The sequence below is a fragment of the Pseudomonas sp. OTU5201 genome (assembly GCF_038440135.1).
Lineage (GTDB): Bacteria > Pseudomonadota > Gammaproteobacteria > Pseudomonadales > Pseudomonadaceae > Metapseudomonas > Metapseudomonas resinovorans.
The window spans coordinates 107,196-133,901 of the sequence record NZ_JASATC010000012.1; the positions used below are offsets into that span (position 1 = coordinate 107,196).

Here is a 26,706-nt window from a genome sequence, read left to right on the forward strand (position 1 = left end):
GGCGTGATCAGACCAGGGCGTTGCGGTTGGCGAACTCCACGAGTTCGATCAGGGAACGGGCGTTGAGCTTGAGCAACAGGCGCGTCTTGTAGGTGCTGACAGTCTTGTTACTGATGAACATCTCTTCAGCGATGTCCTTGTTGCTGTAGCCGTTGGCGAGGAACTTGAGCACCACCAGCTCCCGGTCGGAAAGACGGCTGATCATCTCAAGTTCGTCAGGAAGGCCGACCTGACGCTTGCCTGACTTGATCACATCGCTGGGGAAGTAGCTGTAGCCGGAGAGCACCGCGCGCACCGCTGCCGTGACTTCCGCCAGGTCACCCTCCTTGCACACGAAACCCGCGGCACCGGCCTGCATGCAACGCGTGGCGTAGTGGTTGGGATTCTGGCCGGTGAGCACCAGTACCCGAAGGGGCATATCCAGCGAATTCAGGCGGGCGATGACGTCCAGGCCACCCAGTTTGGGAATTCCTATGTCGAGAATCACCATGTCCGGCTGATGCTCTCTTGCCAGGGCAATGGCATCCACACCGTTGTCCGTCTCCGCCACGATTGCGTAGCCTTCTCGATCCAGCAACAGGCGCACGGCAAGGCGAATCACTGGATGATCGTCGACGATCATGACCTTGTAGGCGGACTCACTCCCCGGCTCGAGGAAATCGTCCAGATTGACCAGTTTGCTCACAGCATCGCTCCCTTGGCGCGGTTTGGTGGCTGCCAAGATAGAGAAGCTCAATGCACTGTCGACCCCGAAACAGGCCACTCACCGCTTTCAGGACGCAACCTACTCAACCTTGGGTTCTGTCCTACATGCGGGGCTGATTTCAACGGGAACCAAGGCTCGGTTCCGGGGAAAAGACCGTCATATCCATGAGCGGGCGTTTTCTCCGGAATGGCAGCTCGTTACCTTTTCCCAGCATCCTCGGCGCTGTCGCTGACATCCGCACTGGCATGGCGATTTGCACGACGAGCGTCACAGGCCTCATCTATGCTCCTTTAGCCCCTCAGGGAGAGGGGCTAAAGGAGCTGCCGCAATGCCGCAAAAGTTTGCTGAGCGTCGCTTTCCGCTGCACGTCCATATCAGCGCACTGTTCACTTTGCTTCTGTTGCTCACTGGTGTGGTCCTGGGCCTTTTCAACTACCGCCAGACCAGCCAGATCATTCTTTCCAGCAGCGACGAGCTCTTCGGCCGCATCAGCCAGGAAATGGAAACCGACCTGCAGCGCACCTACCAGCCCATCCACCACCTGCTGAACCTGTTGGCCCTGAGCGGCTCGGACCAGCAGCAAGAAAGCGTCGACCGCCTGGGCATCCTGCTGCGCCCCCTGACGCAGGCGCTGAAGGACAACCCCAAGCTGGCATCGCTCTATCTGGGCTATGACGACGGCGACTTCTTCATGGTCCGCCCCCTGCGCAGCGAGGCCCTGAAGAAAACCTTCGATGCCCCGCCGAACGCTGCCTACCAGGTGTGGAGCATCGAGCGCGACAACCAGGCCAAAGCACGCTCGCTAACCTACTTCTTCGACGACCAGCTCAACCAGATCACCACCCGCCAGGAGCTCAACGAGCGCTACGATCCCCGCGGCCGGCCCTGGTACTACCGGGCCCTGGAGCAGGATGGATTGATCACCACCGCACCCTACGTGTTCTTCTCCAGCGGTGCGGTCGGCACAACCCTGGCGCGTCCCAGCGGCAGCGATGCCGTCATCGGCGCAGACCTGACGCTGGACGACCTGTCCGCTACCCTCGCCAACCACCGGGTCACCCCCTCCACCGAGGTGGTGCTGTACCAGCATGACGGTCGTGCGGTGGCCTACCCCGATACCAGCAGGTTGGTCGAACGGATCAACGGCGCACCCACGTTAGGTGAGGTGAAGAACTTCAGCCCGCCGCTCGCCGCCCTGATCGACCTCCCTGCCCGGGATGAACTACGCACCAGCATGGAAATCGACGGACGCCGCTGGGTCGTCGCCCGCCAGCACCTCAAGGAGGGGGGGCCCCAGGGCCTGCAGCTGGCCATCCTGGCCCCGGAAGACGAACTGCTGGATGACGCTTACCGCATTCGCTGGCAAAGCGCGATGCTGACCCTGGCCATCCTGTTGCTGTGCATCCCGCTCGGCGTCCTGCTTTCGCGAATCGTGGTCAAGCCGCTGCGGGCGCTGGTGACCCAGGCCGAAGCCATCCGCAGTTTCAATTTCAGCCTGCCCGCCATGGGCCGCTCGCCGGTACTGGAAGTGGACCAACTGGCGGTGGCCATGGAGCGGATGAAAGAAACCATTTCCAGCTTCCTCGAAATCGCCTCGAGCCTCTCGGCAGAAACCCGCTTCGACAACCTGCTACGCCGCGTCCTCGACGAAACCATCGATATCAGCGAAGCATCCGGAGGGCTGATCTACCTGATCGACAACCAGAAGGACCGCCTGGAACCCCACGGCCTGTTCCTCAACGACCAGGAGCAGGACCTGGAAACCCACGGCATCCGTGGATTAAGCCTGGAGGGCCCGGCCATGCCACGCTGGCTGGATCTTCCGGCCCACGGGGGCCCCAGCCAGGTGTGCTCCTTCGGCTATGACCAGGCCGGCGCCTACCGCGACCTGCTGCAAACCCTAGAAAGCCCGCGGGTGCATCTGGTCAGCACCGGATTGCACAACCGCCAGGGCGTCACCATCGGCGTGCTGGTCCTGTTGCATCGCGATTCGGGCAAGGAATCACGCCCCGTCATCCTCAGGCCGGAACGCATTGCCTTCGTTGAAGCCATCTCCGGCGTCGCCGCGCTGTGCATCGAAAGTCAGCGCCTGCTGGAGAAGCAGAAACAACTGCTGGATGCCTTCATCCAGTTGATGGCCGGTGCCATTGACGCCAAGAGCCCCTACACCGGCGGCCACTGCCAGCGGGTGCCGGAAATCACACTGATGCTCGCCCGCGCTGCCGCCGCCAGCAATGAGCCAGCATTCCGAGGGTTCCAGCCCAGCGACGAGGATTGGGAGGCGCTGCACATCGCCGCCTGGCTCCACGACTGCGGCAAGGTGACCACCCCGGAGTACGTGGTGGACAAGGCCACCAAGCTGGAAACCCTGAACGATCGTATCCATGAAATCCGCACCCGCTTCGAGGTACTCAAGCGCGACGCGTGGGTGCACTACTGGAAGTCACTCGCCCAAGGCGCTGACGAGCGTGAACAGGCGCAGCTTCGGGATGCTGCCCTGGCCGCACTGGACGACGACTTCGCCTTCATCGCCCGTTGCAACCAGGGAGGCGAAGCCATGGCCGAGGCTGACCAGGAACGCCTGAAGCATATCGCCGCCCGCTCCTGGACCCGCACCCTGGATAATCGCCTGGGCGTGTCCTGGGAAGAGGCGCAGCGGCTGGCACGCACGCCGCCACCGCCGCTGCCAGTGGAGGAAAACCTGCTGGCCGACCGCCCGGACCACCTCTTCGAGCGCCCCGCCAGCGAGCTGATACCGCCCGATAACCCCTGGGGTTTCAAGCTGCAGGTGCCCCAGTACAAGTTCAACCGTGGCGAGCTACACAACCTCTCGATCGGGCGCGGCACCCTGACTGACGAGGAGCGCTACATCATCAACCACCACATTGTGCAAACCATCCTGATGCTCAACCACCTGCCCTTCCCTGCGCACCTGGCGAGCGTGGCGGAGATAGCCGGCGGGCACCACGAGAAGATGGACGGCACCGGCTACCCGAAACGCCTCACCCGAGACGAGATGAGCCTGCCGGCACGGATGATGGCCATCGCCGACATCTTCGAAGCGCTCACGGCGGTAGACCGGCCCTACAAGAAGGGCAAGACGCTCTCCGAAGCCCTGGGAATCATGACCCACATGTGCCGCGGCGCCCACATCGATCCCGACCTGTTCGGCCTGTTCATCCGTTCCGGGGTGTACAAGGAGTACGCCCGGCATTTCCTCAAGCCGGAGCAGATCGACCAGGTGGATGAGGCGGATGTGCTGGCCAAGGCGGGGGTGGACTGACCGGAGTTCTGACTAGAAGTTCGAGGCATTGAGGGAGACGCATTCATCCGCGGAGGGCGACAGGCAGACCTGCGGCCTGCTTGGAGATTGAAATCGTCCCCATAGGAACCGCAGAGCCCCTGGCCTATCAGCCAGGCACAAAAAAGGGCGCCCCAAGGCGCCCTTCTTCATTCCGAACCCCGTCAGGCGTTGACGGAATTTTCCGGATACCACACGTCCAGCAATGGGCTGACAGTGGAGCCGGCCAGTTCAGCGTGGCCCTTCTGCAGCCAGGCTTCGACCTGGGCGCGCTGTTCAGCAGTTACCGAGCCGCGTTTGCCAAGGCAGACGAAACCGTAGTCCTCGGAACCGATGAAGCCCAGGCCGTTGCCCTCGATCGCTTCGTCGATGAAACGCTCGAAGTACGCCGAAACCGCTTCCGGATCCAGACCCTCCTTGTAGTTGAAGGTGAGCTCGAAACCCAGTTCCTGGAATTCATCGACGCAAAGCTTCTTGCGCAGGCGGCGGGAGCGATTGGTAGCCATTAGGCAGTTCCTCGGCAGAAATGACGGGCGGCACTCTAGCAGCTTCTGTCGCAACTTGCCCGCCCGCTGCTCGCCAGGAACGCTACTGGCAGACGAAATGAGCAGCGAACTCGCACAGTTGAGGCAGGGTTGCGGCATAATGCGCCGATTTCCCGGCCCATCATGGGAACAGCTGCCATGTCGTTCATTTTCGTCACTCGCCCTCGCCAGGAGGGCAAGCTTTGATGTTCAAGTCCATTCGTACCCTCGCGCTCGCCGCCCTGATCCTGCCCTGCGCCGCGCCACTGCACGCCGCGCAGGTCAACACCAACCTTCCTGCCAAGGTGCAGAAGGCCCTGACCACCAACAAGATCTCCTCGAACTCGCTCTCCCTGGTGACGCTACCCCTCACCGGACCGGGCGCCCAGACCCTGGTAAACGCCGATGTGTCGGTGAACCCGGCGTCCACAATGAAGCTGATCACGACCTACGCCGCCCTGGAGCTGCTCGGCCCCACCTATCAGTGGAAGACCGAGTTCTACGCCGACGGTCCCCTGAAGAACGGAGTGCTCAACGGCAACCTGTACCTGAAGGGTGGCGGAGATCCCAAGCTGAACATGGAAAAGCTCTGGCTGATGATGCGAGACCTGCGCGCCAACGGCGTACGCCAGGTCACCGGCGACCTGGTGCTGGACCGCAGCTACTTCGTCCATCCGCAACTTCCTGCCTTCAATGACGACGGCGGCGACGACAGCAAACCCTTCCTGGTCGGCCCAGACTCGCTGCTGGTCAACCTCAAGGCCGTGCGCCTGATCGCCAGAGCCGAAGGCGGCAAGGTGAACCTGGCCATGGAGCCGCCGATCGAGAGCATCCGCATCGACAGCAAGGTGCAAGTGACCAAGGCTGGCAAATGCCCCTCCTGGCCCGACGTGCGCTACAACCCAGTGACCCAGTACGACGGCACCACCCTGATCGCCAGCGGCAAGCTGCCGGAAGGCTGCAGTGCGCAAACCTACATGTCCCTGCTTGACCATCCTGGCTACGCCGCTGGCGCCGTACGCGCGTTCTGGAAGGAACTGGGCGGCAGCATCGACGGCAAGGACCGCCTGGGCGATGTGCCCAAGGACGCCAAGCTGTTGGCGCGCGCGTTCTCGCCGGACCTGGTGGAAGTCATCCGCGATATCAACAAGTACAGCAACAACACCATGGCCCAGCAGCTGTTCCTCAGTATCGGCGCGCGTTACCGCACCGCCGCCGATGGCGACGACGCCAAGGCTGCGCAACGGGTCATCCGAAACTGGCTAGCGAAGAAAGGTATCACCGCACCGCATCTGGTAATGGAGAACGGTTCAGGCCTGTCGCGCAACGAGCGAGTCAGCGCCCGCGAGATGGCCACCATCCTCCAGGCCGCCTGGCAGAGCCCCTACGCTGCCGAGTTCATCTCCTCGATGCCGCTGGTGGCGATGGACGGCACCATGCGCAAGCGCCTGCGCCGAACCGCTCTGGAAGGCGAAGCGCATATCAAGACCGGGACCCTGAACACTGTCCGTGCGATTGCCGGCTTCAGCCGTGACAGCAATGGCAACAGCTGGGCCGTGGTAGCAATCCTCAACGACTCCCGCCCCTGGGGGGCCTCGGCCATCCTCGACCAGGTGCTGGTGGATCTCTATCGCCAGCCGAAGAGCGTCGCTGGCGCCAACTGATTCATGAGTGGCCGCCCCCTGCGGCGGCCATTCTGTCAGTCGGCGATGCGGATCTGATTGCGGCCAGCCTGCTTGGCCGCATACACCGCCGCATCCACCCGCCGCAGCAAGTCGTCGGCATTCTCCCCCTCACGCCAGCCGGCACAACCGAAACTGGCGCTCACCTGCCCTACTCCTGCCACGCTCTCCCGCGCCAGCGCCTGCCACAGCGCCTGAGCCACCTGGAATGCCTGATCGACGTTGGTATCCGGGCAAAGCACAACGAACTCTTCACCTCCCAGCCGACACAGCACGTCGATGCGCCGAAGACGCTCGCCAACCCGCAAACACAAGGCCTTGAGTACCCGGTCCCCCGCCTCGTGGCCGTGACGATCGTTGATCTGCTTGAAATGATCGACATCCAGCATCACCAACGCCAGCGGGCCTTCGCGACGTTCGGCGCGGGCGATTTCAAGGTCCAGGCGTTCCTGGAAGTATCGCCGGTTGTAGACACCGGTCAGGGCGTCGGTCACCGATAGTGCACGCAGCTCCTGCTCCACCAGCTTGAGCCCGGTGATATCGGTGATGTAGCCGTGCCAGAGCACGGCGCCATCCTCACCCCGCTCGGGCACCGACTCGCCCCGCAGCCAGCGCAGCCCCTGGCGTGGAAGCAGCACCCGGAAATCTTCGCGCCACGGGGTAAGCAGTTCGGCTGAGCGACGGATCGAGCTCTGGACCCGTTCCAGGTCATCGGGGTGGACTCGCTCCAGCAGCCCCATGGCGTCGTCCCGCACTATGTCCTGTTCCACTTCGAAGACTTCAAGTACGCCAGCACTGGTATAGGGGAAACTGAAGTGCCCGCTGGTCTCCATGCGGAACTGATAAAGCACACCCGGTACCTGCGCACTGAGCTTCTCCAACAAGCGGTCCCGCGCCTCCAGCGCCTGTTGCACATGCTTGCGCTCAGTCACGTCGATGGCAACGCCCAGGAAACCCACCAGCACGTCACGCTCATCGCGCACGCCGGTGAGAATCAGGCTGCCGATGAGCTGGCTGCCATCGCGACGCTGAAAAGTCCATTCGTGCTCGTCATAGCGGTCGCCTGCCGTCACTTCTTCCACATAGGCCTGGTAGTCGGGAATCTGCTTGCCCAGTTGCCGCCCCAGCTCCCGACAGCGCTCCTCCACCTCGCGCTCCAGGTGCAACACCACAGGGTGGCGGCCGATCATTTCGAGGGCGCGGTAGCCAAACATACGCTCGGCACCAACGTTGAACTGGAGGATCGCACCTCGCAGGTCAGTGCTGATGATGGCCACCTGGGTCGCCGCATTGAGAAGGCTGCGCAGCTGTCCGTGAGCCATGGCCAACTGCAGTTCGACTGCCTTGCTGGAGCTGATATCGGTCTGGGTGCCGATCATGCGCAGGGGTGAACCATCGACCCCGCGCTCAACGACCTTGCCGCGGTCCAGCACCCAGAGCCAGCGACCGTCCTTGTGCAGCATGCGATGCTGACTCTGGTAAACCGCACTAGCACCCCGCAGGTGGCGCTCCAGCTCAGCACGGGCCAGGGGCTGGTCCTGGGGATGGATCAGGCGATTACGGGCTTCGAGGCTGTCATTCACCTCATCCTCCGCATAGCCGAGCATGGTCTTCCAACCGCTGGAAAGAAACATGCGACCGGCCTGAGGTTCCCAGTCCCAGACGCCATGCCCGGCGCCATCCAGGGCAAAGCTCCAGCGCTCCTCGCTCAACTGAAGCTCAATCTCGCGCTCGCGTAGCTCCATCGTGCGCTCGGCCACCAGGGCCAGGGCACCCTGCCGTTGATTGACCATCAACAACAGGTATCCCGCCAGCAGCAGGGTAAATGCCAGGCCACTGATGGCCACCAGGTTTGCCGTAGAAAGCGGCGGCCCCGCAAGGAAGGCCGCGCTCGGCACCACTTCCAGCAGGTAATGGCGATCAGCAAACGGCACTACGCGGCGCAGGCGCAGCTCGCTCTCCGGCGCCTCGGCGCTCTGGTAGATCAGTTGCTCATGGCCGTCATCACTGACATCACTGACCCGCATCACCAGGCTTTCAAGGCTGTGCGGCGCAATGGCCGCCTCCATCTCCAGGTTCAGGCTGAGCACCGACACGACAAAACCGCGCAGGCCCACATCGCTCGGCACATTGCCTTCGTACACCGGCGCCAGGATGGCCACCCCGCTGGCTTCACGCTCCACCACGCCGATCACCCGCAACAGCTCGGTGACGGTGATGCCGTGGGTCCGGCGTGCCTTTTCAATGGCCGCACGTCGCGCCGGATTGGAACTCATGTCCATCCCCAGAGGCACTTCATCGATGCGCGCGGTCACGCTGTAGTAGACCGGAAAATACTCATCCCGCGGTGGACTGGGCACCAGGCGGTCGCCCTTCAGGTCGCGGATGGCAAAGCCGACCATGCCTTCGGCCCGGGCATGCGACTCGAACCTCTCCCGTGCGCTTCCCGTAACGCGCGGCACCCAGGAATAGACCAGGGTGTCGCCCAGCAACGGACCGACGAAGCCCTGGAATTCTGCGAGGGTGACCTCACGGGAGTTGCTGAAAAAGCGCTGGACGGCATCCAGCTCCTTGAGCTGAGCGTCCAGGCGCTCCTGGATCCGACTGATGCGTTCGCTAGCTGCCAGACTGAAGCGCTCGCGCAACTGCGCTTCTTCTGCGTGGCGCACCGCCTGACTGAGCAGGAGGGTAAGCGCCGCGCCACCAAAGACAGTCAATAGACAAACCAGCCAAACCAGCGGGCGGCCGGACAGCAATGCCGACAGGTTCAGTTTTTCCTTCGCAAGCGACTGCATGCTCACTTCTCGAATCTGGGTGTGGAAATACCGTCCCTGTGAGCATCAACATAGCCAGATGGTGGCACTTTGCCTAGAAGCGCGCATGGGCAGCCGACCGGCCAAGGCAAACGCCGGACGGCCGGAGCCGCCGACGCCAGTGTCGAGAAAGGAAAGCGCTGAGGCGCGAGGACGCCTCAGCGAGTAGTCATGCGCCAGGCGCGATGGATCTTCGAGTTGCGCGCGAAGTCCGGGTCCAGGGTTTCGGCACTGATTTCAGTGACTGAATAGCGGGATTCCAGGCTTTCATCCAACTGGAACTTGCGGAAGTTGTTGGAGAAATACAGCGCCCCACCCGGCGCCAGGCGCGCCATGGCCAGATCCAGCAACTGGACATGGTCACGCTGCACATCGAACACACCCTCCATGCGCTTGGAGTTGGAGAAGGTCGGTGGATCGATGAAGATCAGGTCGTATTCGCCACGGTCTTCCGCCAGCCAGGCCATCACATCGCCTTGCTGGAGCTTGTGCTTGTCGGAGAAACCGTTCAGAGACAGGTTGCGCCGCGCCCAATCCAGGTACGTCTTCGACAGGTCGACGCTGGTGGTACTGCGCGCACCACCCTTGGCCGCATGCACACTGGCGGTGGCGGTGTAGCAGAACAGGTTGAGGAAACGCTTGCCGGCAGCCTCACGCTGGATGCGCAGACGGATCGGCCGATGGTCGAGAAACAGGCCAGTATCCAGATAGTCGGTGAGGTTAACCAGCAACCTGACCCCGCCTTCGCTGACTTCCATGAAGCGTCCTTCGCTGCCTTGGCGCTCGTACTGGCGGGTGCCGCTCTGACGTTCGCGGCGCTTGACCACCACACGGGCCGGGTCCACATCCAGCGCCTGGGGAATCGCGGCCAGGGCATCCAGCAGGCGCGCCTGGGCCTTCTCAGGATCGATGGATCGAGGCGGTGCGTATTCCTGCACATGCACCCAGTCGCCGTAGAGATCGACGGCAAGCGCGTATTCAGGCATGTCGGCGTCATACAGGCGATAGCACTGAATGCCCTCCTTGCGCGCCCACTTGCCCAACTGCTTGAAGTTCTTCTGCAGGCGATTGGCGAACATCTGGCCACCTTCGCTCAAGCGCGCAGGCTCGCTACGCGGAGCGGCGAGATCGCCCTCCCCGGCTGCACGCCGCTCGCCCGTGACGAACTGTTCCGGCAGGACCTTCAGCAAGAGCAACTTGCACGCCAGGGCACCGTTCCAGAACGCGTACTGCTTGTGGCTGCGAATGCCCATGCGCTTGCCCAGTTCCGGCGCCCCCGTGAACACTGCCGCCTCCCAGCCCAGGCAGGACTGACGCAGGCGCTCGCCGAGGTTCTGATAGAGGTAGAGCAGACTGGCTTCATCGCCCAGGCGCTCGCCATAGGGCGGGTTGCTGATGACCAGACCCTTCTGGTTCTGATCCGGACGCGGTTCGAAGGTGGCCAACTCGCCCTGATAGATCTTCACCCAGTCGCCAAGACCGGCACGGTCGATGTTGTTGCGGCCGGGCTGAATCAGGCGCGGATCGGCCTCATAGCCGCGAATCCACAGCGGCGGCTTGGCCAGGCCCGCCTCAGCGCGCACACGGGCCTCTTCGTGGAGCTTCTTCCACAACGCTGGCACATGGCCCAGCCAATTGGAGAAGCCCCAACGCTCGCGCTTGAGGTTGGGTGCCATGTCGGCGGCCATCATCGCTGCTTCCACCAGGAAGGTACCGACGCCGCACATGGGGTCAGCCAGGGCACCGCCTTCGGCGGCGATCCTCGGCCAACCGGCACGGATAAGGATGGCTGCGGCCAGGTTCTCTTTCAGTGGTGCTGCACCTTGCTGAAGACGGTAACCGCGCTGGTGCAGGCTGTGGCCGGCGAGATCGAGGGAGAGGATGGCCTCACCCTTTTCCAGACGCAGATGGATGCGCAGATCCGGGTTGACCTTGTCGATCGACGGGCGCGTGCCGTCGGCGGTACGCAGCTTGTCGACGACAGCGTCTTTGACTTTGAGCGCGCCGAAGTGGGTATTGTCGATGCCCGAACCATGGCCACTGAACTCGACCGCAAGGCTGCCATTGGACATCAGGTGGTCGTGCCAATCCACCGCCAGCACGCCTTGGTAGAGATCCTCGGCGTTCTGCACCGGGAAGCGCTTGAGCACCAGCAATACCCGGTTGGCCAGGCGGGACCAGAGGCAGAGGCGGAAGGCGGTTTCCAGGTCACCCTGGCCGCGCACGGCGGCAACCTGCTCGCGTACGTCCTGCAGGCCGAGTTGCGTGGCCTCGTCGGCCAACAGGCCCTCCAGGCTCTTCGGGCAGGTAAGAAATAGTTCGTAGCGATCCGACATTGGAGAATCCTGGGGCCTAAGAGGCGATCAGCGGCACAGGGCAGAAGCTGTGCGGTAAGAAAATGTGTGACGTAAGGTCGCGGAACGGCCCTTCGTCGGAATCAAAAACAGTCTGATTCGTGCGCAAAACGGAATAGCACTACGACATCATGACTCTGGTCAGCCCCCAAGCCACGGGGCTTAGACCGAAAAGTGGCAAAAAACGTTTCCATCTGCTTATGGCCGTTGCCACCTTCAAGTTACGTCCTTATGACAAAACGATCATTCACATGCCTGGGGGCATTGGTTAGAAATCAGCTTAACCCGTCGCCGCAATGGCGATGGATGAAGGCCCGTCACGCCGGCAACGGGTCCTCGAAGGCAGAGCATTTTCTGCCAGGTCCCGACTTGGGGCCAATGGACATAACAGTCAACAAATGAGGGCTACACCCTATGAGAAGACTTAAGCGTGATCCGATGGAACGAGCATTCTTGCGCGGCTATCAGCACGGCATCAATGGCAAATCCCGCGATCTTTGTCCTTTCACCCATCCCACCACACGGCAAGCCTGGATCAACGGTTGGCGCGAGGGCCGTGGCGACAACTGGGATGGCTACACCGGCGCCGCCGGTATTCACCGATTGAACGAACTCCACGCCGTCGGCTGACACAGGATCACACCGACTTCACCAAGCACGCCCCATCCGGGCGGCGGGCGCAAGCCCAGGGGCTCCCTTAGCGGGAGCCCTTTTTATTTCTCCTCAGTTCCTCGGCAAGCCCGCGATGGCGTCCACCGCTTCGCGAATCAGCGCCGGCCCCTTGTAGATGAAGCCCGAGTAGACCTGAACCAGGCTGGCGCCAGCGGCGATCTTCTCCGCAGCATGGCGGCCTTCCGTGATACCACCCACCGCGATGATCGGCAGGCGACCGCCCAGTTCACCCGCCAGCACCTTCACAGTGTGGGTGCTCTTGTCGCGGACCGGAGCGCCGGAGAGACCACCCGCCTCATTGCAGTGAGGCAGCCCGTCAACGCCCTCTCGGCCCAGGGTGGTATTGGTGGCAATGACCGCATCCATGCCGGACTCCAACAGAGCCTTGGCCACCATGGCCGTTTCTTCGTCGGACATGTCCGGGGCGATCTTGATGGCCAGCGGCACATGCTTGCCATGCTGGGCGGCCAGGCTTTCCTGGCGGCTGCGCAGGGCTTCCAGCAGCTGTTTGAGCGAATCACCGAACTGCAGGCTGCGCAGTCCGGGCGTGTTCGGCGAGCTGACGTTTACCGTCACGTAGCAGGCATGGGCGTAGACCTTGTCCAGGCAGGCCAGGTAGTCATCCACCGCACGCTCGACCGGCGTGTCGAAATTCTTGCCGATATTGATGCCCAGCACCCCGTCGTACCTGGCCGCGCGCACGCGCGCCAGCAAATGGTCGACGCCCAGGTTGTTGAAGCCCATGCGATTGATGATGGCTTCGGCCTGGGGCAAGCGGAACAGCCGAGGCTTGGGGTTGCCCGGTTGAGGACGCGGCGTCACGGTACCGATCTCAACAAAGCCGAAGCCCAATTGGGCGAAACCGTCGATGGCGTCACCGTTCTTGTCCAGGCCGGCAGCCAGCCCCACCGGGTTGGGGAACTCCAGCCCCATCACCTTTACCGGCAGGCTTGCCGGTGCCTTGGTCAGCAGGCGGTTGAGGCCGAGACGGCCGCCGGCGCCGATCAGGTCGATGGACAGTTCGTGGGAGGTTTCCGGGGACAGGGAGAAGAGCAGCTCGCGGGCCAGTTTGTACATGGTCGGTCGGGCATCGATAGGCGGTATGGGGCGGCGATTATAGCCGCGCCGCGCCCAATCAGGCGAGGCGACGCAGACTAAGGAGCTTGCCGTCGGCGGAAAAATCCAGCTGGAAGGTACCGCGCACGCCGGAATGTCCCAGGTGCGGGCGCAGATGATGGGCCGGCAGGCTGACCTTGCGGCCGTCGCGACTGCGCAACATCACACGGTTCGCTCGTCCTTGATAGACTGCGAGGAATTCGTCCGCAGTCAGGGAAATATCCAGCACCACGCTGGGCATGGAGGCATCCTCGACAATGAAGAGCAGGATTCTGCCACACCGTCCGTTCGCTCTCCTTCCCCGCCAAGCGGAAATGTCCGACGCCCGGTTCGCACGGCCGGCAACCCTCTGCCACACTGCCACCCGTGACCCGGGAGTATTCAGGCCATGAGTCAGATGCAGCCACCACCACCATTGAGCGCCCGCCTGGCTGCAATCGCCCAGCGTTTCGGCATTGGCAAGACACCGCGTCGGGTATTCGAACGCGCCAGCCAGCTGCGACTGCCCTTCCAGCAACTGCCCCGCCCCCAGCAATCCATCTGGTGGCAAGCTGGCCCGCCCTTGCAGCGGCTGGTGGAACTGCCACGCGGCGCCCTGTCCGGCCCCGTCCAGGACGACAAGGCCGAAGCCCACGCCGTACTGGTGGGCGTGGTGAAGCGCAGTGAACAGCACCTCTCCAGTTTTGACCTGCGCCAAGTCGACGGCCTGTGCGGCAACGACAACGAACCGGCGCCCTCCCCGAGCTTCGAGGACTACCTGGCTGGCCTGCACAGTCGCAAGGTCCGAATCATCAGTTACAAGGACTTCATCAAGGCCATCAGCCTGCCGCTGCCACACTTTCTCGCCGGCGCACCCATCAGCCTGTTCCGAGCCAACTGGCACGGCAATCGTGTGTTCTGGAGCGGCGACCAGCACTCCGAAGCCTTCGCGGCATCCATCGCGTATGCACGCCTGCGTGAACTAGAAGCCACCCTCCCCGCCGCAATCACCGACTACCGTCTCGACCCCGGCGGCCTGAAGCTACTGGACGACCGCTACCATGTGCTGGCCATGCCGGTGCAGGCCTGGAGCGATCCGGCTTTCATGGCCCTGCTGCTGGACAGAGGCATCCCCTACTCGCGCCTGACGATACTGCGCAACTCCGGAGCGCCGGAGCTCATTCTGCTGCCAAAGAAGCACGCCGAAGCCACGGCCCTGGGTGAAGGCCTGCGCCTGGCCGGCGCAGCAGATGTGGTGACCTATCTGCAGAGGCTGTGCTGATCGCTGCCTTCGGGCGGTTTTGATCTTCGATGAACCTGTTCTTTCGCTAAGAGCACCCGCGCATTGGGTCGCACCCGCTCAGCGACACCCCACTATCCGGCGCGAAAAAAAACCCCGCCGAAGCGGGGCTGAGAGCACTAATAATCTACGACGTCACGGGCATCAGGGAATGCATACGCCGTGCTGGCCGCTCTGGGCCAGGTCCATGAGCTCGCGGTTGGCCACCGTGTACATGGCGTAGTCGGTTGCAGTGGCTGCGCGCAGTTCGACCAGCATGGCCTTCCAACGCTCCACCAGAGCACGATGCTGATCCAGCCACAGCGCCACACGTTCCTCGATATCCGCTGGACCGTCGTTCATCTGCAGAACGGAGATGGTGATTGCCCGCTGTTGCCAGTCCAGATCGTCGCGGAATGCTTCCCGCGCCAGCGCTTGCCAGTTGTTCTCCACGGGCAGACTGGTGATCTGCTGCAGGTACCACGACAGATCCAGCGCGCCACCCACGGCGAAGTAGGCGGCGGCCACTTCCGCAGCGTCCTTGCCGGTGACGTCCGACGCTTCGATGATCGGCAGCAGGGTGTAGAGGTGGCTGGTGCCCGCCACGACGCGGGCCAGGTCTTCCGGAGCGCCGGCCTGCACATAGGACTGGAAGCGCGCCAGCCAGAGCTCGCGGGACGGGCCTTCCAGCAGCTCATCCAGGCGGCCGGCCAGGGCCTCCACGCGCGGAGAGAAGTGATTGACGTCGCGCGCGGCATTCTGGTCTTCGCGACGGCTGCGCAGGAACCAGCGGGTAGCACGGCGACCCAGGCGCATCAGCTCGTCCATCAGGGTCAGCTGCAGCTCGGCCGGGACCTTGTAGTCCAGTGCCTCGATCTGCTGCCACCAGTGCGGCAGGCGGAACACATCGCGCACCACCACATAGGCGCCGGCCACGTTGGCCGCACTCATGCCGGTGGACTCCTTCAGGCGTTGCACGAAGGTGATGCCCATGTGGTTGACCAGGTCGTTGGCGATCTGGGTGCTGATGATCTCGCGCTTCAGACGGTGGCGACGCATGGACTCGCCGAAGGTTTCAGCCAGGCGCGCCGGGAAGGCAGTCTCCATCTCCTGGGCCAGGTAGTCATCGTCCGGCACCAGGGATTTGAGCAGGGACTCCTTGAGGTCGATCTTGCTGTAGGAGATCAGCACCGACAGTTCCGGACGAGTCAGGCCCTGGCCGTTGGCGATACGTTCGTTCAGCTCCTCGTCGGAGGGCAGGAACTCCAGACCGCGGTCCAGCTTGCCGGCCGCTTCCAGGGCGGCGACTAGGCGCTTGTACTCGCCGATCTTCTCGCGGGCGCGACGCTGCGCCAAGGACAGCGCCTGGGTCTGCTTGTAGTTGTTGCCCAGCACCAGGTTGCCCACGTCGTCGGTCATCTCGGCCAGCAGCTTGTTGCGCTGCTTGCCGGTCATGTCACCGGCTGCAACGATCTCGTTGAGCAGGATCTTGATGTTGACCTCGTGGTCCGAGCAGTCCACGCCGCCGGCGTTGTCGATGAAGTCGGTGTTGCTGGCGCCACCGTTGAGGCCGTACTCGACGCGGCCCAGCTGGGTCATGCCGAGGTTGCCACCCTCGCCCACTACCTTGGCCCGCAGTTCGCGGCCGTCGACGCGCAGGGCGTCGTTGGCCTTGTCACCCACGTCGGCGTGGCTTTCGCTGCTGGCCTTGACGTAGGTGCCGATGCCGCCGTTCCAGAGCAGGTCCACCGGCGCCTTCAGCAGGGCATTGAGCAGCTCGGTGGGGGTCAGCTTGTCGGCCTCGATCTCGAAGCGCTGCTGCATCTGCGGGCTGATGGCGATGCTCTTGGCGGCGCGTAAGAAGATGCCGCCGCCCTCGGAGATCAGTTTGGTGTCGTAATCGGCCCAGGAGGAACGCGGCAGATCGAACAGGCGCTTGCGCTCGATGAAGCTGGACGCCGCATCCGGATTCGGGTCGATGAAGATATGCATGTGGTTGAAAGCGGCTACCACTTGCAACTTATCCGACAGCAGCATGCCGTTGCCGAACACGTCGCCGGCCATGTCGCCGATGCCGATCACGGTGATGTGATCCTTCTGCACATCGATGCCACGCTCGCGGAAGTGACGCTGCACCGACACCCAGCCACCCTTGGCGGTAATGCCCATGCCCTTGTGGTCATAGCCGGCCGAGCCACCGGAGGCGAAAGCGTCGCCCAGCCAGAAGCCGTATTCCTGGGCAATGCCGTTGGCGATGTCGGAGAAGGTCGCGGTGCCCTTGTCGGCCGCCACCACCAGGTAGGGGTCGTCGGCATCGTGGCGCACCACATTGGACGGCGGCACCACCTTGCCTTCCTTGAGGTTGTCGGTGACGTCCAGCAGGCCCGAGATGAAGATGCGGTAGCAGGCAATGGCTTCAGCCTGGATGTCATCACGGGTGCCACCTACGGGCAGACGACGGGGGATAAAGCCACCCTTGGCACCCATGGGCACGATCACCGCGTTCTTCACCTGCTGCGCCTTCACCAGGCCGAGCACTTCGGTGCGGAAGTCTTCCTCGCGGTCGGACCAGCGCAGACCGCCACGGGCCACATCGCCGAAGCGCAGGTGCACGCCCTCGACGCGTGGGCAGTAGACGAAGATTTCGAACTTGGGCACCGGGCGCGGGATGTCGGGGATCAGGCGCGGACTCAGTTTGAAGCTGAAGTAGGACTTGTTCTGGCCGGCCGCATCGGGCTGGTAGAAGTTGGTGCGCAGGGTCGCCTTGATCAGGTCCAGGTAGCGACGCAGGATGCGGTCTTCGTTGAGCACAGCGACATTGTCAAGCTCACTCAGGATGGCGTGTTCCAGTTTCTGCTGCTTGTCGTCCAGGTCGTCCGCCGCCAGCTTGCGCGCCAGGTAGAAGCGGGTTTTGAACAGGCGCACCAGCTCCTTGGCGATGTTGACGTGGTTCAGCAGGGTGCTGGCGATATACGACAGGTCGAAGCCCAGTCGGATCTGCTTCAGGTAACGCGCATAGGCACGCAGCAGGGCGACGTCGCGCCAAGGCATCGCGGCGGTCAGCACCAGGCGGTTGAAGGCGTCGTTCTCGGCATGGCCGCCGACGATATGCACGAAGGCGTCCTGCAGGGTGTCGTTGAGCTGCTGGATATCGACGTCATCACCCAGCGCACTGGTGAAGGCGAAGTCGTGGATCCAGTACTGTCGACCATCCTGACGGACCAGGCGGTAGGGGAATTCACCCAGCACACGCAGGCCGAGGTTCTCCAGGATCGGCAGCACATCGGACAGGGCCAGCGGCGTGTCGGCGTGGTACAGCTTGCAATGCAGCTGCTGCTCACCCTGGGCGAGTGGCTGATAAAAGCTCATCACCAACGGGCGCTCGTCGGACAGGCTGTACAAGTGCTGCATGTCCACCACCGCCGAGTGCGGGGCGAAACGCTCGCGGTAACCGGCCGGGAAGCCTTTCGGGAAGTCGGCCAGCACGCGGGTGCCCTGCGCTTCGCCGAAGCTTTCGTTGACCAGGCTGGCGTAGTCGTCCTTCCAGGAGCGGCAGGCCTGGATGACTTCCTTTTCCAGCAACGTGGGGTCGACGCTCACCTTGTTCTTCGGATCAAGGCGCAGGATGAACTGCACGCGTGCCAGCACGGATTCGGAGAAGAAGGTCCAGAACTCGCAGTCGCTGGCCTGGAGGCGATCCATCAGGATCTGCTGGATCTTCAGGCGGGTTTCGGTGGAGTACACGTCGCGCGGCACATAGGCCAGCGCGTAGGCGAAGCGGCCATACGGGTCGCGGCGCAGGAACAGACGAATCTTGTTGCGCTCCTGCATCTGCACGATGGACATGGCAGTGGAGAGGAGATCGTCCACCGGAGTCTGGAACAGGTCATCGCGCGGCAGGACTTCCAGCACCTGCGCCAGTTCCTTGCCCAGGTGGGCCTTGGCATCGAAGCCCGAACGGCGCTGAATCTCCGCCACCTTGCGACGGATGTAAGGGATGTGCTCGACGCTTTCGGCATAGACGGACGAGGTGTAGAGGCCCATGAAGCGGCACTCCTTGATCACCTTGCCCTTGGCATCCAGCTCGCGGATGGAGACGAAGTCCGGATAGGCCGGGCGGTGCACGCGACTCGGCTCGGCCGCCTTGGCGAACGACAGCAGGTTGGGCTCACGCAGGTACTCCAGCGCCTCGGCCTCGATATGCAAGTCGTCTTTCTTCAGACCGGCACGACGCAGCTTGGAAACCCCCAGCAGGGATTTCTCGTCATAGACCAGATGGCCGCCGTTCTTGTCGTCGGCCACGGTGAATTCTTCATAGCCGAGGAAGGTGAAATGGTCGTCCAGGATCCACTCCATGAACACCTTCACTTCCTTCAGCTCTTCGCCATCGACCTTCAGCTTGGCCTTGTCCAGCCAGGCCAGCAGTTCCTGGGCCTTGGCCTTCATCGGTTTGAAGTCGGCAACGGCCACTCGGACCTCACCCAGCACTTCCAGCAGGGCCTTTTCCAGGGTCTTCATGGCGCCGTTATTGGCGCAGCGGTCGATCTCCAGGTACATCAGCGCTTCCTGGCGCACATCCTTGCCCTGGGTCCCCTTGGCCAGGACTTCCTGCAGCTCGCCCTTGGCATTGCGGCGCACGCTGAGCACGTTGTTCTGCAAGGTATGGATGCTGTAACCGCGACGGTTCAGCTCCATGCGCACCGAATCCACCAGGAAGGGGATGTCGGGGTGCAGCACTTCCACGCAGGTGTGGGTGGACTGCCAGCCGTGCTTTTCGTAATCGGGATTGAACACCCGGACCTCAGGCCTGGCGGGGTCGAAGCGCTCCAACAGGCGCCAGGACGACAGGGTGCAGCCGGCGAGGTCGGACATGCGGCGCTGGGTCAGCTCGTCGAGCGCGATGATGCCGAAGAATTGTTCAGAGAACAGGGAAACTTGTGGCAATGCCTGTTCGCTGACGTGCTGCGCCAGGGCCGCTTGCAGTTGATGCTGGAAGTCGGCTTTGCTGGCCGCCGTGAAGAACGCCATGGTTGTGCTCCGCTAGGCTCGTTTTGTTGGGGTTAAGCGTAGATCGCTTAATAAGCGGAGAAAGGGCCACAGGTCGATCCGGGCAGTGCGGCCCTGCTCCGGGCAAGCGCCGGGTGACAACTGCGACCCGGCGGTCACCATTGCCGCGAAAGCTTAACGAGGGAGCAATGCCACGCGCTTACGGTGCTGCGACATATTCGTTCATGCAGAGTCCCACGACGCGCTTTCCCGGGCCCCCGCACGAAGCCGCTGTGTAAGGACCCTGTAAACCCCACCCCGGTCACGGAACCAACGCTCGAGTTCAGGCTCTTCTAGGCCGTCTCCCCTGGTCTGGATTAAAGTTATGCATTATCCCCGGAGGGCTTACAGCTCTCTTCTCTCCAGCTCAACGAGTCCATCAATGGAACACCGTGATGCGCTAGTCGCCCTTCGGAACTACCTTTCCACCCAGATCCTCGGCCAGGAAAAACTCATCGATCGCCTGTTGGTTGCCCTGCTCGCAGACGGCCACCTGCTGGTCGAAGGCGCGCCCGGCCTGGCCAAGACCAAGGCCATCAAGGACCTGGCGGACGGCGTGGAAGCGGAGTTCCATCGCATCCAGTTCACCCCCGACCTGCTGCCAGCGGACATCACCGGCACCGAGATCTACCGCCCCGAAAACGGCAGCTTCGTCTTCCAGCAGGGGCCGATCTTTCACAACCTGGTCCTGGCCGACGAAATCAACCGCGCACCGGCCAAGGTGCAATCGGCACTGCTGGAAGCCATGGCCGAGCGCCAGGTATCCATCGGCCGCTCCACCTACGCCCTGCCGCCGTTGTTCCTGGTGATGGCAACCCAGAACCCCATTGAGCAGGAGGGCACCTATCCCCTGCCTGAAGCCCAGCTCGACCGTTTCCTGATGCACGTTCGCATCGGTTTCCCGGATGCGTCGGTGGAACGCAAGATTCTCCAGCAGGCACGTGGCGAGGCCCTGCACGGCGAAACCCGTGCCGAGCACCAGGTGAGCCAGCAGGCGATCTTCGCCGCACGAAAGGAAATCCTCGGCCTCTACATGGCCGACGCGGTAGAGGAGTATCTGGTGCACCTGGTCATGGCCACCCGCACCCCGGCCAAGTTCGACAGCGAGATGGCCGAATGGCTCGCCTGGGGCGCCAGTCCACGTGGTTCCATCGCCCTCGACCGCTGCGCCCGTGCCCACGCCTGGATGGCCGGCCGCGACTTCGTCAGCCCGGAAGACATCCAGGCGGTGCTCTTCGATGTGCTGCGTCATCGCCTGATCCTTTCCTTCGAGGCAGAAGCCGCCGGCATCGACCAGGACCGGGTGATCCAGCGCATTCTGGATGTGGTAGCGGTAGCCTGATGCGCTTAAAAGCTGCAGCCTGGAAGTTCCGCATCCGGAAACGCCGTCCGGCGACGCCTGGTTTCGCTCCGCCTGCGGCCAGCGCGGAAGGCGTGCATGTCGGACTCGCCGAGCTGATCGACATGCGCCACCGGGTCCGGGAAGTGCAGCTGTTCTCCAGCCCCGCCCGCCGCAGCCCGCTGATTGGACTGCACCATTCCAAGTTGCGTGGACGCGGCGTGGACTTCGATCAGGTGCGTATCTACCAGGCGGGCGACGACGTGCGCACCATCGACTGGCGCGTCACCGCACGCACCCAGGAACCCCACACCAAGCTGTTCCACGAAGAGCGCGAGCGGCCGGTGTTCATCATGGTCGAGCAGAGCCAGCGCCTGTTCTTCGGCACCGGGCAGGTGTTCAAGTCGGTGCTTGCCGCACAAGCCGCGAGCCTCATTGGCTGGGCTGCCCTGGCCCACAACGACAGGGTCGGTGGACTGGTGTTCAGTGATCAGGAACATCACGAAATCAAACCACGGCGCAGCAAGCAGAGCCTTCTGCAACTGCTGAGCCGCCTGGCCCGCGCCAACCAGGCCCTCGGCAGCCCCGGCAGCGCCCAACGCGAGGGTTTCAGTCTGGCCCTGCGTCGTGCCCGAGAAGTACTTCGCCCTGGCAGCCTGGTGGTAATCCTCTGCGACGAGCGAACCCTGTCCGATACCGCCGAGCAACAGATCGCCCTGCTCGCGCGTCACACCGACCTGATCCTCATGCCGGTTTCCGATCCCCTGGACCACGCGCTGCCCGCCGCCGGCTTGTTGCGCTTCGCCGAACAGGGCGCGCAACTGGAGCTGGATACCCACGCCAGTGACCTGCGCCAGGCCTATCGCGAACAGGGCGAGGCGCGGGTTGCGCGCTGGGAACGCCTGGCCCAGCGACTCGGCGTCCTGTTGCTGCCAATGACGACCCAGGAAGGCATGATCGAGCAGTTGCGTGACCACCTGCAGCGCAAGGGCGGCAGCCGATGACTCCGCTGGAGGGGCTGGAGCCCCTGATCGCACCGGCTGCCATTTCCTGGTGGCCGCCCGCGCCCGGCTGGTGGTGCCTGCCGCCGCTACTCGGGTTGCTGGCCTGGGCGCTTTGGCGCAGGTGGCGTCGACGTGCGCAGGAGGATGCAGTCGAAGGCGAACAACCACTGGACCCGATGCGCCAGACCGCCCTGGAAGAGCTGGCGCGCCTGCCCAAGCCCTACGACGGTGCGCCGGCCGGTCCCTGGCTGCAGGAGCTCAACGGCCTGCTCAAACGGCTATGCCGCATGCACTACGCCGGAGACCACAGCCATACCCTGAGCGGCCGAGCCTGGCTCGCCTATCTCGACAACCGCTGCCCGGCCGCGGGCCTGACACGCTGGATGATCCTGGTAGAAGGCGCCTACCGCCCGCAGTGCAAACTGGACGACAAGGCCATCGCCGGCCTCTACCAGTCCGTCGAGACCTGGATCCGCAAGCATGTTTGAGTTCACCTGGCCATGGATCTTTCTCTTCGCCCCGCTGCCTTGGGTCTTGCGTTTGCTGTTGCCGCCAGCAGACAGCGGTGACGCAGCGCTGAAGGTGAGCTTCCTTGCCGACCTCGAGGGCCTGGCGGGCCGACGCGCCCGCGCCAACCTGCCCGCCTGGCGCCAGCAGGCGCCCTTCGCCTTGCTCTGGCTCTTGCTGCTCTGCGCCGCCGCGCGCCCGGAATGGGTCGGCGAGCCACAACCCATGCCCACCAGCGGCCGCGACCTGCTGCTGGCGGTGGATGTGTCCGGCTCAATGGACTACGCCGACATGCGCTGGGAAGAGGAAGACGTCAGCCGCCTGACCCTGGTAAAGCATCTGATGGGCGAATTCATCGACGGCCGCCGCGGCGACCGTATCGGCCTCATCCTATTCGGCAGCCAGGCCTACCTGCAGGCCCCGCTTACCTTTGACCGCAACACCGTGCGCACCTGGCTGGAGGAGGCCCTGATCGGCATTGCCGGCAAGAACACGGCCATCGGCGACGCCATCGGCCTGGCGGTGAAACGCCTTCGCCAGCGTCCGGCCAACAGCCGCGTGCTGGTGCTGATCACCGATGGCGCGAACACCGGTGGCGAGATCGATCCCCTGACCGCTGCTCGCCTCGCCGCCCAGGAGCAGGTGAAGATCTACACCATCGGTATCGGCGCCGACCCGCAACAGAGCGACGTGCTTGGCATCCTCGGCCTCAACCCCAGCATGGACCTGGACGAACCTACCCTGACCGCCATCGCCGAGCAGACCGGCGGCCAGTACTTCAGGGCACACAGCAGCAAGGAACTGGAGGAAATCGAGGAGAACCTCGACCGCCTGGAGCCGGTGAGCCAGCGCGCAAGTCAGACCCGCCTGGCTTACGCCCTCTACAGTTGGCCCCTGGCCGGCGCCCTGCTGCTGAGCATCGTCCTGGTCTGCCGTGTCCTCTGGCCCCACGCACTGCAGCAACGCCCGCAGTGGCGGCGGAGGCGCACATGATCGAGCTCTGGCCCCACTGGCTGCGCCCAACCTGGCTGCTTCTGCTCCCCCTGCTGGGCTGGCTGCTCTGGCAGCTCTGGCACCGCGAGCGCCGCAGCGGCCGATGGGAGCAACTGCTGCCGCGCGCCTTCCAGCCCTGGTTGCTCAGCGGCGGCAGCCAGCGCAACAACCGACTACCGTGGCTGGCCCTTGGCCTGGCCTGGCTGCTCTGCCTGCTGGCCCTGCTCGGCCCGAGCTGGCAGCAGATGGAACAGAGCACGCAGAAACGCGCCGACCCACTGGTCGTGATGCTGGAGCTGACGCCGGCGATGCTCGCCACGGACATTGCTCCGAGTCGCCTGGAGCAGGCCAAGCGCAAATTGCGCGACCTGCTGGAGGCCCGACGCGATGCGCAAACGGCAATCGTCGTCTACGCCGGCAGCGCCCACAGCCTGGTGCCACTGTCCGACGACCTGATGACCAGCCTCAATCTGATCGACTCGCTGAAGCCCTCGATCATGCCGCAACAAGGACACCGCGCCGACCTGGCAGTCGCCAAGGCCCTGAAGCTCCTGGAACAGGGTGCCCAGGGCCAGGGACGTCTGCTGCTACTCACCAGCGGCCTTGACGACCAGGAGCAGACAGGCATCCGCAAGACGCTCAGCTCACATGCCGAGCGCCTGTCCATCCTCGGTATCGGCACGGCGGCAGGCGCGCCTATTGCCCAGGAGGACGGCGGCTTTCTCAAGGATGACCAGGGCGCCATCCTCCTGCCCAAGCTCGACAGCACCCAGCTCCGCCGTTTCGCTGCGAGTCTGGGTGGCCGATATGCCAGCGTCCGACTGGATGTAGGCGACCTGCGCAGCCTGGGACTGCTGGACGGTCCTTCGAGCCTGCGTGAGAGCGGCGAGATCGCCCGCCTGGCCACCTGGGCTGACCAGGGCCACTGGCTGCTGCTGCCTTTGTTGCTGATCACCGCCTGCGCCGGGCGTCGTGGCTGGCTGTTCTGCCTGCCGCTATTGCTGGTGCTGCCGCGCCCCAGTCTGGCCATGGAGTTCGAGGATCTCTGGCTGCGCCCGGACCAACAAGGCCAACGCCTGCTGCAAGCCGGGCAGCCCAGCGATGCGGCGCAGCGTTTCACCGATCCGCGCTGGCAGGGTATGGCGCTGTACCAGGCCGGTGACTACACCGAGGCTGCAGCCCGCTTCGCCCAGGGCGACAGCGCAACGGACCACTACAACCGCGGCAACGCGCTGGCCCAGGCTGGCGAACTGGAAGCCGCGATTGACGCCTACGACTCCGCCCTGCAACGCCAACCTGACCTGGCCGCAGCGCAGAAGAACAAGACACGGATCGAAGAACTGCTGCGCCAACGCGAATCAGAAGCCAGCTCCGGCAAACAGAGCCAGCAAAGCGAACAACAGCAGCAGGGCGTGCAGACGGGCGATCAACGTACGGCGCAACAACAGAACAGCGAACAGAACGCCGGCGAGCGCTCCCCGCAGCAAGGCAATGGCGAAGCCCAGCCAAGCAACCAAACGCGGTCAAGCACCGGAGGCACGGCCGAAGAGGCCACCTCCCAGGAGGCCGCAGAGGACCAGACCGCCAGCACCGAACCGCTGGGCGACGAGCGTCGCCAGGCACTTGAACAATGGTTGCGACAGATACCGGACGACCCCGCCGAGCTGCTACGCCGCAAGTTCTGGTACGAACAGCAACAGCGCCAGGAAGAACAGTGATGACGCGCCTGCTATGCACCCTCCTCCTCAGCTTGCTGGCCCTGACCGCCCTGGCCGCCGGCTTCACCGCCAATGTCGACCGTACGCGGCTCAGTGAGGGCGAGACCGTAGAGCTGACGCTCGAATCCTCGGATCCGACCCTGTTCGGTAAGCCAGACCTGGCACCGCTGAACGCGGACTTCGAGGTGCTCGGTACCCGGCAGATCAACCAGCTCGGCACCTTCAACGGCAAGAACGACCACGCCACCCGCTGGATCATTACCCTGCAGCCGAAACAAACCGGCTTTGTCACCATTCCGGCACTTAAGCTCGGTGACGTCCATAGCGCTCCCATCACCCTGCACGTGCAAAAGGCCGAGAAGAGCGAGAAATCCACCGGCAGCAACCTGGCCCCGGTATTCATCGACGCCAGCCTCGACCAGGAAAAAGTCTACGTGCAGGCCCAAGCCATCCTCACCCTGCGCATCTACCACTCGGTTTCCCTCTACGACGACAGCAGCCTCAGCCCGCTGCAGATGGACGACGCCCGCATCGAGCAACTGGGTGACCCGCGCACCTACGAGAAAGAGATCAATGGCGTGCGCCATGGTGTGATCGAGGTGCGCTACGCCGTGTTCCCACAGAAAAGCGGCGTGCTGAACATCCCCCCGCAGGTGTTCAGCGCCACCTTGGTCGACTCGGGCAGCGAGACCGGCTACCAGCCCTTTGGTCCGCGCCCCGGCAAGCTGACTCGAGTGAACTCACCGCGTATCCCGCTCACCGTAATGCCGAAGCCCTCCGAGTACCCGGCCGATGCCCCTTGGCTGCCGGCACGCAACCTGACCCTGGCCGAATCCTGGAGCCCCGACCCCAAAGGCGTACAGGCTGGCGACTCACTGACCCGCAGCCTGCTGTTGAACGTGGAAGGTCTTTCCAGCGCCCAGATCCCACCGCTGCCGGCGACCCAGGCCGAAGGCCTGCGCCGCTATCCGGACCAGCCGCAGAGAAGCAACAAGATCGACGACCGCGGACTCATCGGCAGCCGTGAGGAGCGCGAGGCCCTGGTGCCCACCGCCAGTGGTCGCCTGGAGCTGCCAGCAGTCGTCGTGACTTGGTGGAACACCCGGGACAACCGTGTGGAGCGCAGCGAGATTGCTGCGCGCACCCTGGAAGTCGCCATCAATCCCGAGCTGGAGCCTGCTCCCGCGCCGACTGCGGGCGCCCAGAACGACAGCCGAATCGACCGCGCGCGTCTCTGGCCCTGGCAAACGGCCTGCGCCCTGCTCGCCTGTACCACTTTGCTGGGCTTTGGCCTGTGGTGGAGGGCACGCCGCCAACCGGCGATCCTGCCCACGGTCCAGGCCGGCCCGAGTCCACGTACCCTGCTGGATGAGCTGCGCCGCGCCTGCCAATCCAACGATCCCCACGCTACCCGCCAGGCCCTGGACAACTGGGCTCGACAGCACCCTGAGACGCTCGCCGACATGGCCGCCCGCTTCGTTCCGCTGTCCGACGCCATGGACGGACTCAATGGCGCCCTCTACAGCGAAGCCGGCCAGCACTGGCAAGGCGAAGACCTGTGGAAGGCCATCCGCGCCCTCCCCGCCCCCCAGGTGGAACAGCAAGCCACGGGCGAACCGAGCCAGTTGCCTCCGTTGTATCCACGCTGAGGTTCAACTAGGGCACGTTCTCTT

At 63.8% G+C, this 26,706-nt stretch carries 17 protein-coding genes; 10 read left to right on the forward strand and 7 right to left on the reverse strand.

All coding sequences use genetic code 11. From position 1 onward, the window contains the following. Window positions 1-7 precede the first annotated feature (7 nt). Complete coding sequence (locus AAHM40_RS10205) at window positions 8-622, reverse strand: response regulator transcription factor (RefSeq protein ID WP_342244536.1); 615 nt, start codon at window positions 620-622, stop codon at window positions 8-10. 412 nt (window positions 623-1,034) lie between these two features. On the opposite strand from AAHM40_RS10205, the gene AAHM40_RS10210 reads away from it, so the two are divergent. Then, window positions 1,035-3,989 (forward strand): HD domain-containing phosphohydrolase, encoded by a 2,955-nt coding sequence (locus AAHM40_RS10210; RefSeq protein WP_342244521.1) that lies wholly within the window; start codon window positions 1,035-1,037, stop codon window positions 3,987-3,989. Between the two features lie 182 nt (window positions 3,990-4,171). Here AAHM40_RS10210 and AAHM40_RS10215 read toward each other — a convergent pair whose 3' ends face one another. Further along, window positions 4,172-4,513 (reverse strand): YggL 50S ribosome-binding family protein, encoded by a 342-nt coding sequence (locus AAHM40_RS10215; protein ID WP_137822801.1) that lies wholly within the window; start codon window positions 4,511-4,513, stop codon window positions 4,172-4,174. Between the two features lie 224 nt (window positions 4,514-4,737). Here AAHM40_RS10215 and dacB point away from each other — a divergent pair, with 224 nt between their 5' ends. Continuing rightward, window positions 4,738-6,195 carry a D-alanyl-D-alanine carboxypeptidase/D-alanyl-D-alanine endopeptidase gene (gene dacB / locus AAHM40_RS10220; protein WP_342244522.1) on the forward strand — a complete coding sequence of 486 codons (1,458 nt, stop codon included), beginning with the start codon at window positions 4,738-4,740 and terminating at the stop codon, window positions 6,193-6,195. A 35-nt stretch (window positions 6,196-6,230) separates the two neighbouring features. On the opposite strand, the gene AAHM40_RS10225 is transcribed toward dacB, so the two are convergent. Then, entirely contained in the window at window positions 6,231-9,008 is a 2,778-nt protein-coding gene (locus AAHM40_RS10225; protein ID WP_342244523.1) for a sensor domain-containing diguanylate cyclase, read from the reverse strand. A 176-nt stretch (window positions 9,009-9,184) separates the two neighbouring features. After that, window positions 9,185-11,362 carry a bifunctional 23S rRNA (guanine(2069)-N(7))-methyltransferase RlmK/23S rRNA (guanine(2445)-N(2))-methyltransferase RlmL gene (gene rlmKL / locus AAHM40_RS10230; protein WP_342244524.1) on the reverse strand — a complete coding sequence of 726 codons (2,178 nt, stop codon included), beginning with the start codon at window positions 11,360-11,362 and terminating at the stop codon, window positions 9,185-9,187. 432 nt (window positions 11,363-11,794) lie between these two features. Here rlmKL and rmf point away from each other — a divergent pair, with 432 nt between their 5' ends. Beyond that, a complete protein-coding gene (gene rmf, locus AAHM40_RS10235) occupies window positions 11,795-12,010 on the forward strand; it encodes a ribosome modulation factor (RefSeq protein WP_151132935.1) in 216 nt (71 codons plus the stop codon). A 93-nt stretch (window positions 12,011-12,103) separates the two neighbouring features. Here rmf and AAHM40_RS10240 read toward each other — a convergent pair whose 3' ends face one another. Next, entirely contained in the window at window positions 12,104-13,129 is a 1,026-nt protein-coding gene (locus AAHM40_RS10240) for a quinone-dependent dihydroorotate dehydrogenase (protein WP_342244525.1), read from the reverse strand. Between the two features lie 58 nt (window positions 13,130-13,187). Beyond that, window positions 13,188-13,409: a DUF2835 domain-containing protein gene (locus AAHM40_RS10245; protein WP_280282942.1), complete on the reverse strand. Its 222-nt coding sequence runs from the start codon at window positions 13,407-13,409 to the stop codon at window positions 13,188-13,190. 147 nt (window positions 13,410-13,556) lie between these two features. Here AAHM40_RS10245 and AAHM40_RS10250 point away from each other — a divergent pair, with 147 nt between their 5' ends. Beyond that, a complete protein-coding gene (locus AAHM40_RS10250) occupies window positions 13,557-14,429 on the forward strand; it encodes a DUF6685 family protein (protein ID WP_342244526.1) in 873 nt (290 codons plus the stop codon). A gap of 162 nt (window positions 14,430-14,591) precedes the next feature. Here the strand turns inward: AAHM40_RS10250 and AAHM40_RS10255 are convergent, their stop codons facing one another. Continuing rightward, window positions 14,592-19,454, reverse strand: a complete 4,863-nt coding sequence (locus AAHM40_RS10255; RefSeq protein WP_342244527.1) for an NAD-glutamate dehydrogenase — start codon at window positions 19,452-19,454, stop codon at window positions 14,592-14,594. A 400-nt stretch (window positions 19,455-19,854) separates the two neighbouring features. On the opposite strand from AAHM40_RS10255, the gene AAHM40_RS10260 reads away from it, so the two are divergent. From AAHM40_RS10260 to AAHM40_RS10285, 6 genes are all read left to right on the forward strand, one after another. Next, entirely contained in the window at window positions 19,855-20,814 is a 960-nt protein-coding gene (locus AAHM40_RS10260; protein ID WP_028631367.1) for an AAA family ATPase, read from the forward strand. A 122-nt stretch (window positions 20,815-20,936) separates the two neighbouring features. Then, window positions 20,937-21,815, forward strand: coding sequence for a DUF58 domain-containing protein (locus tag AAHM40_RS10265; RefSeq protein ID WP_342244537.1), 879 nt, complete (start codon window positions 20,937-20,939; stop codon window positions 21,813-21,815). Beyond that, window positions 21,812-22,303: a DUF4381 domain-containing protein gene (locus tag AAHM40_RS10270; RefSeq protein WP_342244528.1), complete on the forward strand. Its 492-nt coding sequence runs from the start codon at window positions 21,812-21,814 to the stop codon at window positions 22,301-22,303. Before AAHM40_RS10265 ends, AAHM40_RS10270 begins: the two co-directional genes overlap by 4 nt. After that, a complete protein-coding gene (locus AAHM40_RS10275) occupies window positions 22,296-23,315 on the forward strand; it encodes a vWA domain-containing protein (RefSeq protein WP_342244529.1) in 1,020 nt (339 codons plus the stop codon). The genes AAHM40_RS10270 and AAHM40_RS10275 overlap by 8 nt, the downstream gene beginning before the upstream one ends. Then, the gene (locus AAHM40_RS10280) at window positions 23,312-25,033 is read left to right on the forward strand and encodes a VWA domain-containing protein (RefSeq protein WP_342244530.1); all 1,722 of its coding nucleotides are present in this window, start codon (window positions 23,312-23,314) and stop codon (window positions 25,031-25,033) included. The genes AAHM40_RS10275 and AAHM40_RS10280 overlap by 4 nt, the downstream gene beginning before the upstream one ends. Next, entirely contained in the window at window positions 25,033-26,682 is a 1,650-nt protein-coding gene (locus AAHM40_RS10285; RefSeq protein WP_342244531.1) for a BatD family protein, read from the forward strand. Before AAHM40_RS10280 ends, AAHM40_RS10285 begins: the two co-directional genes overlap by 1 nt. Window positions 26,683-26,706 lie beyond the last annotated feature (24 nt).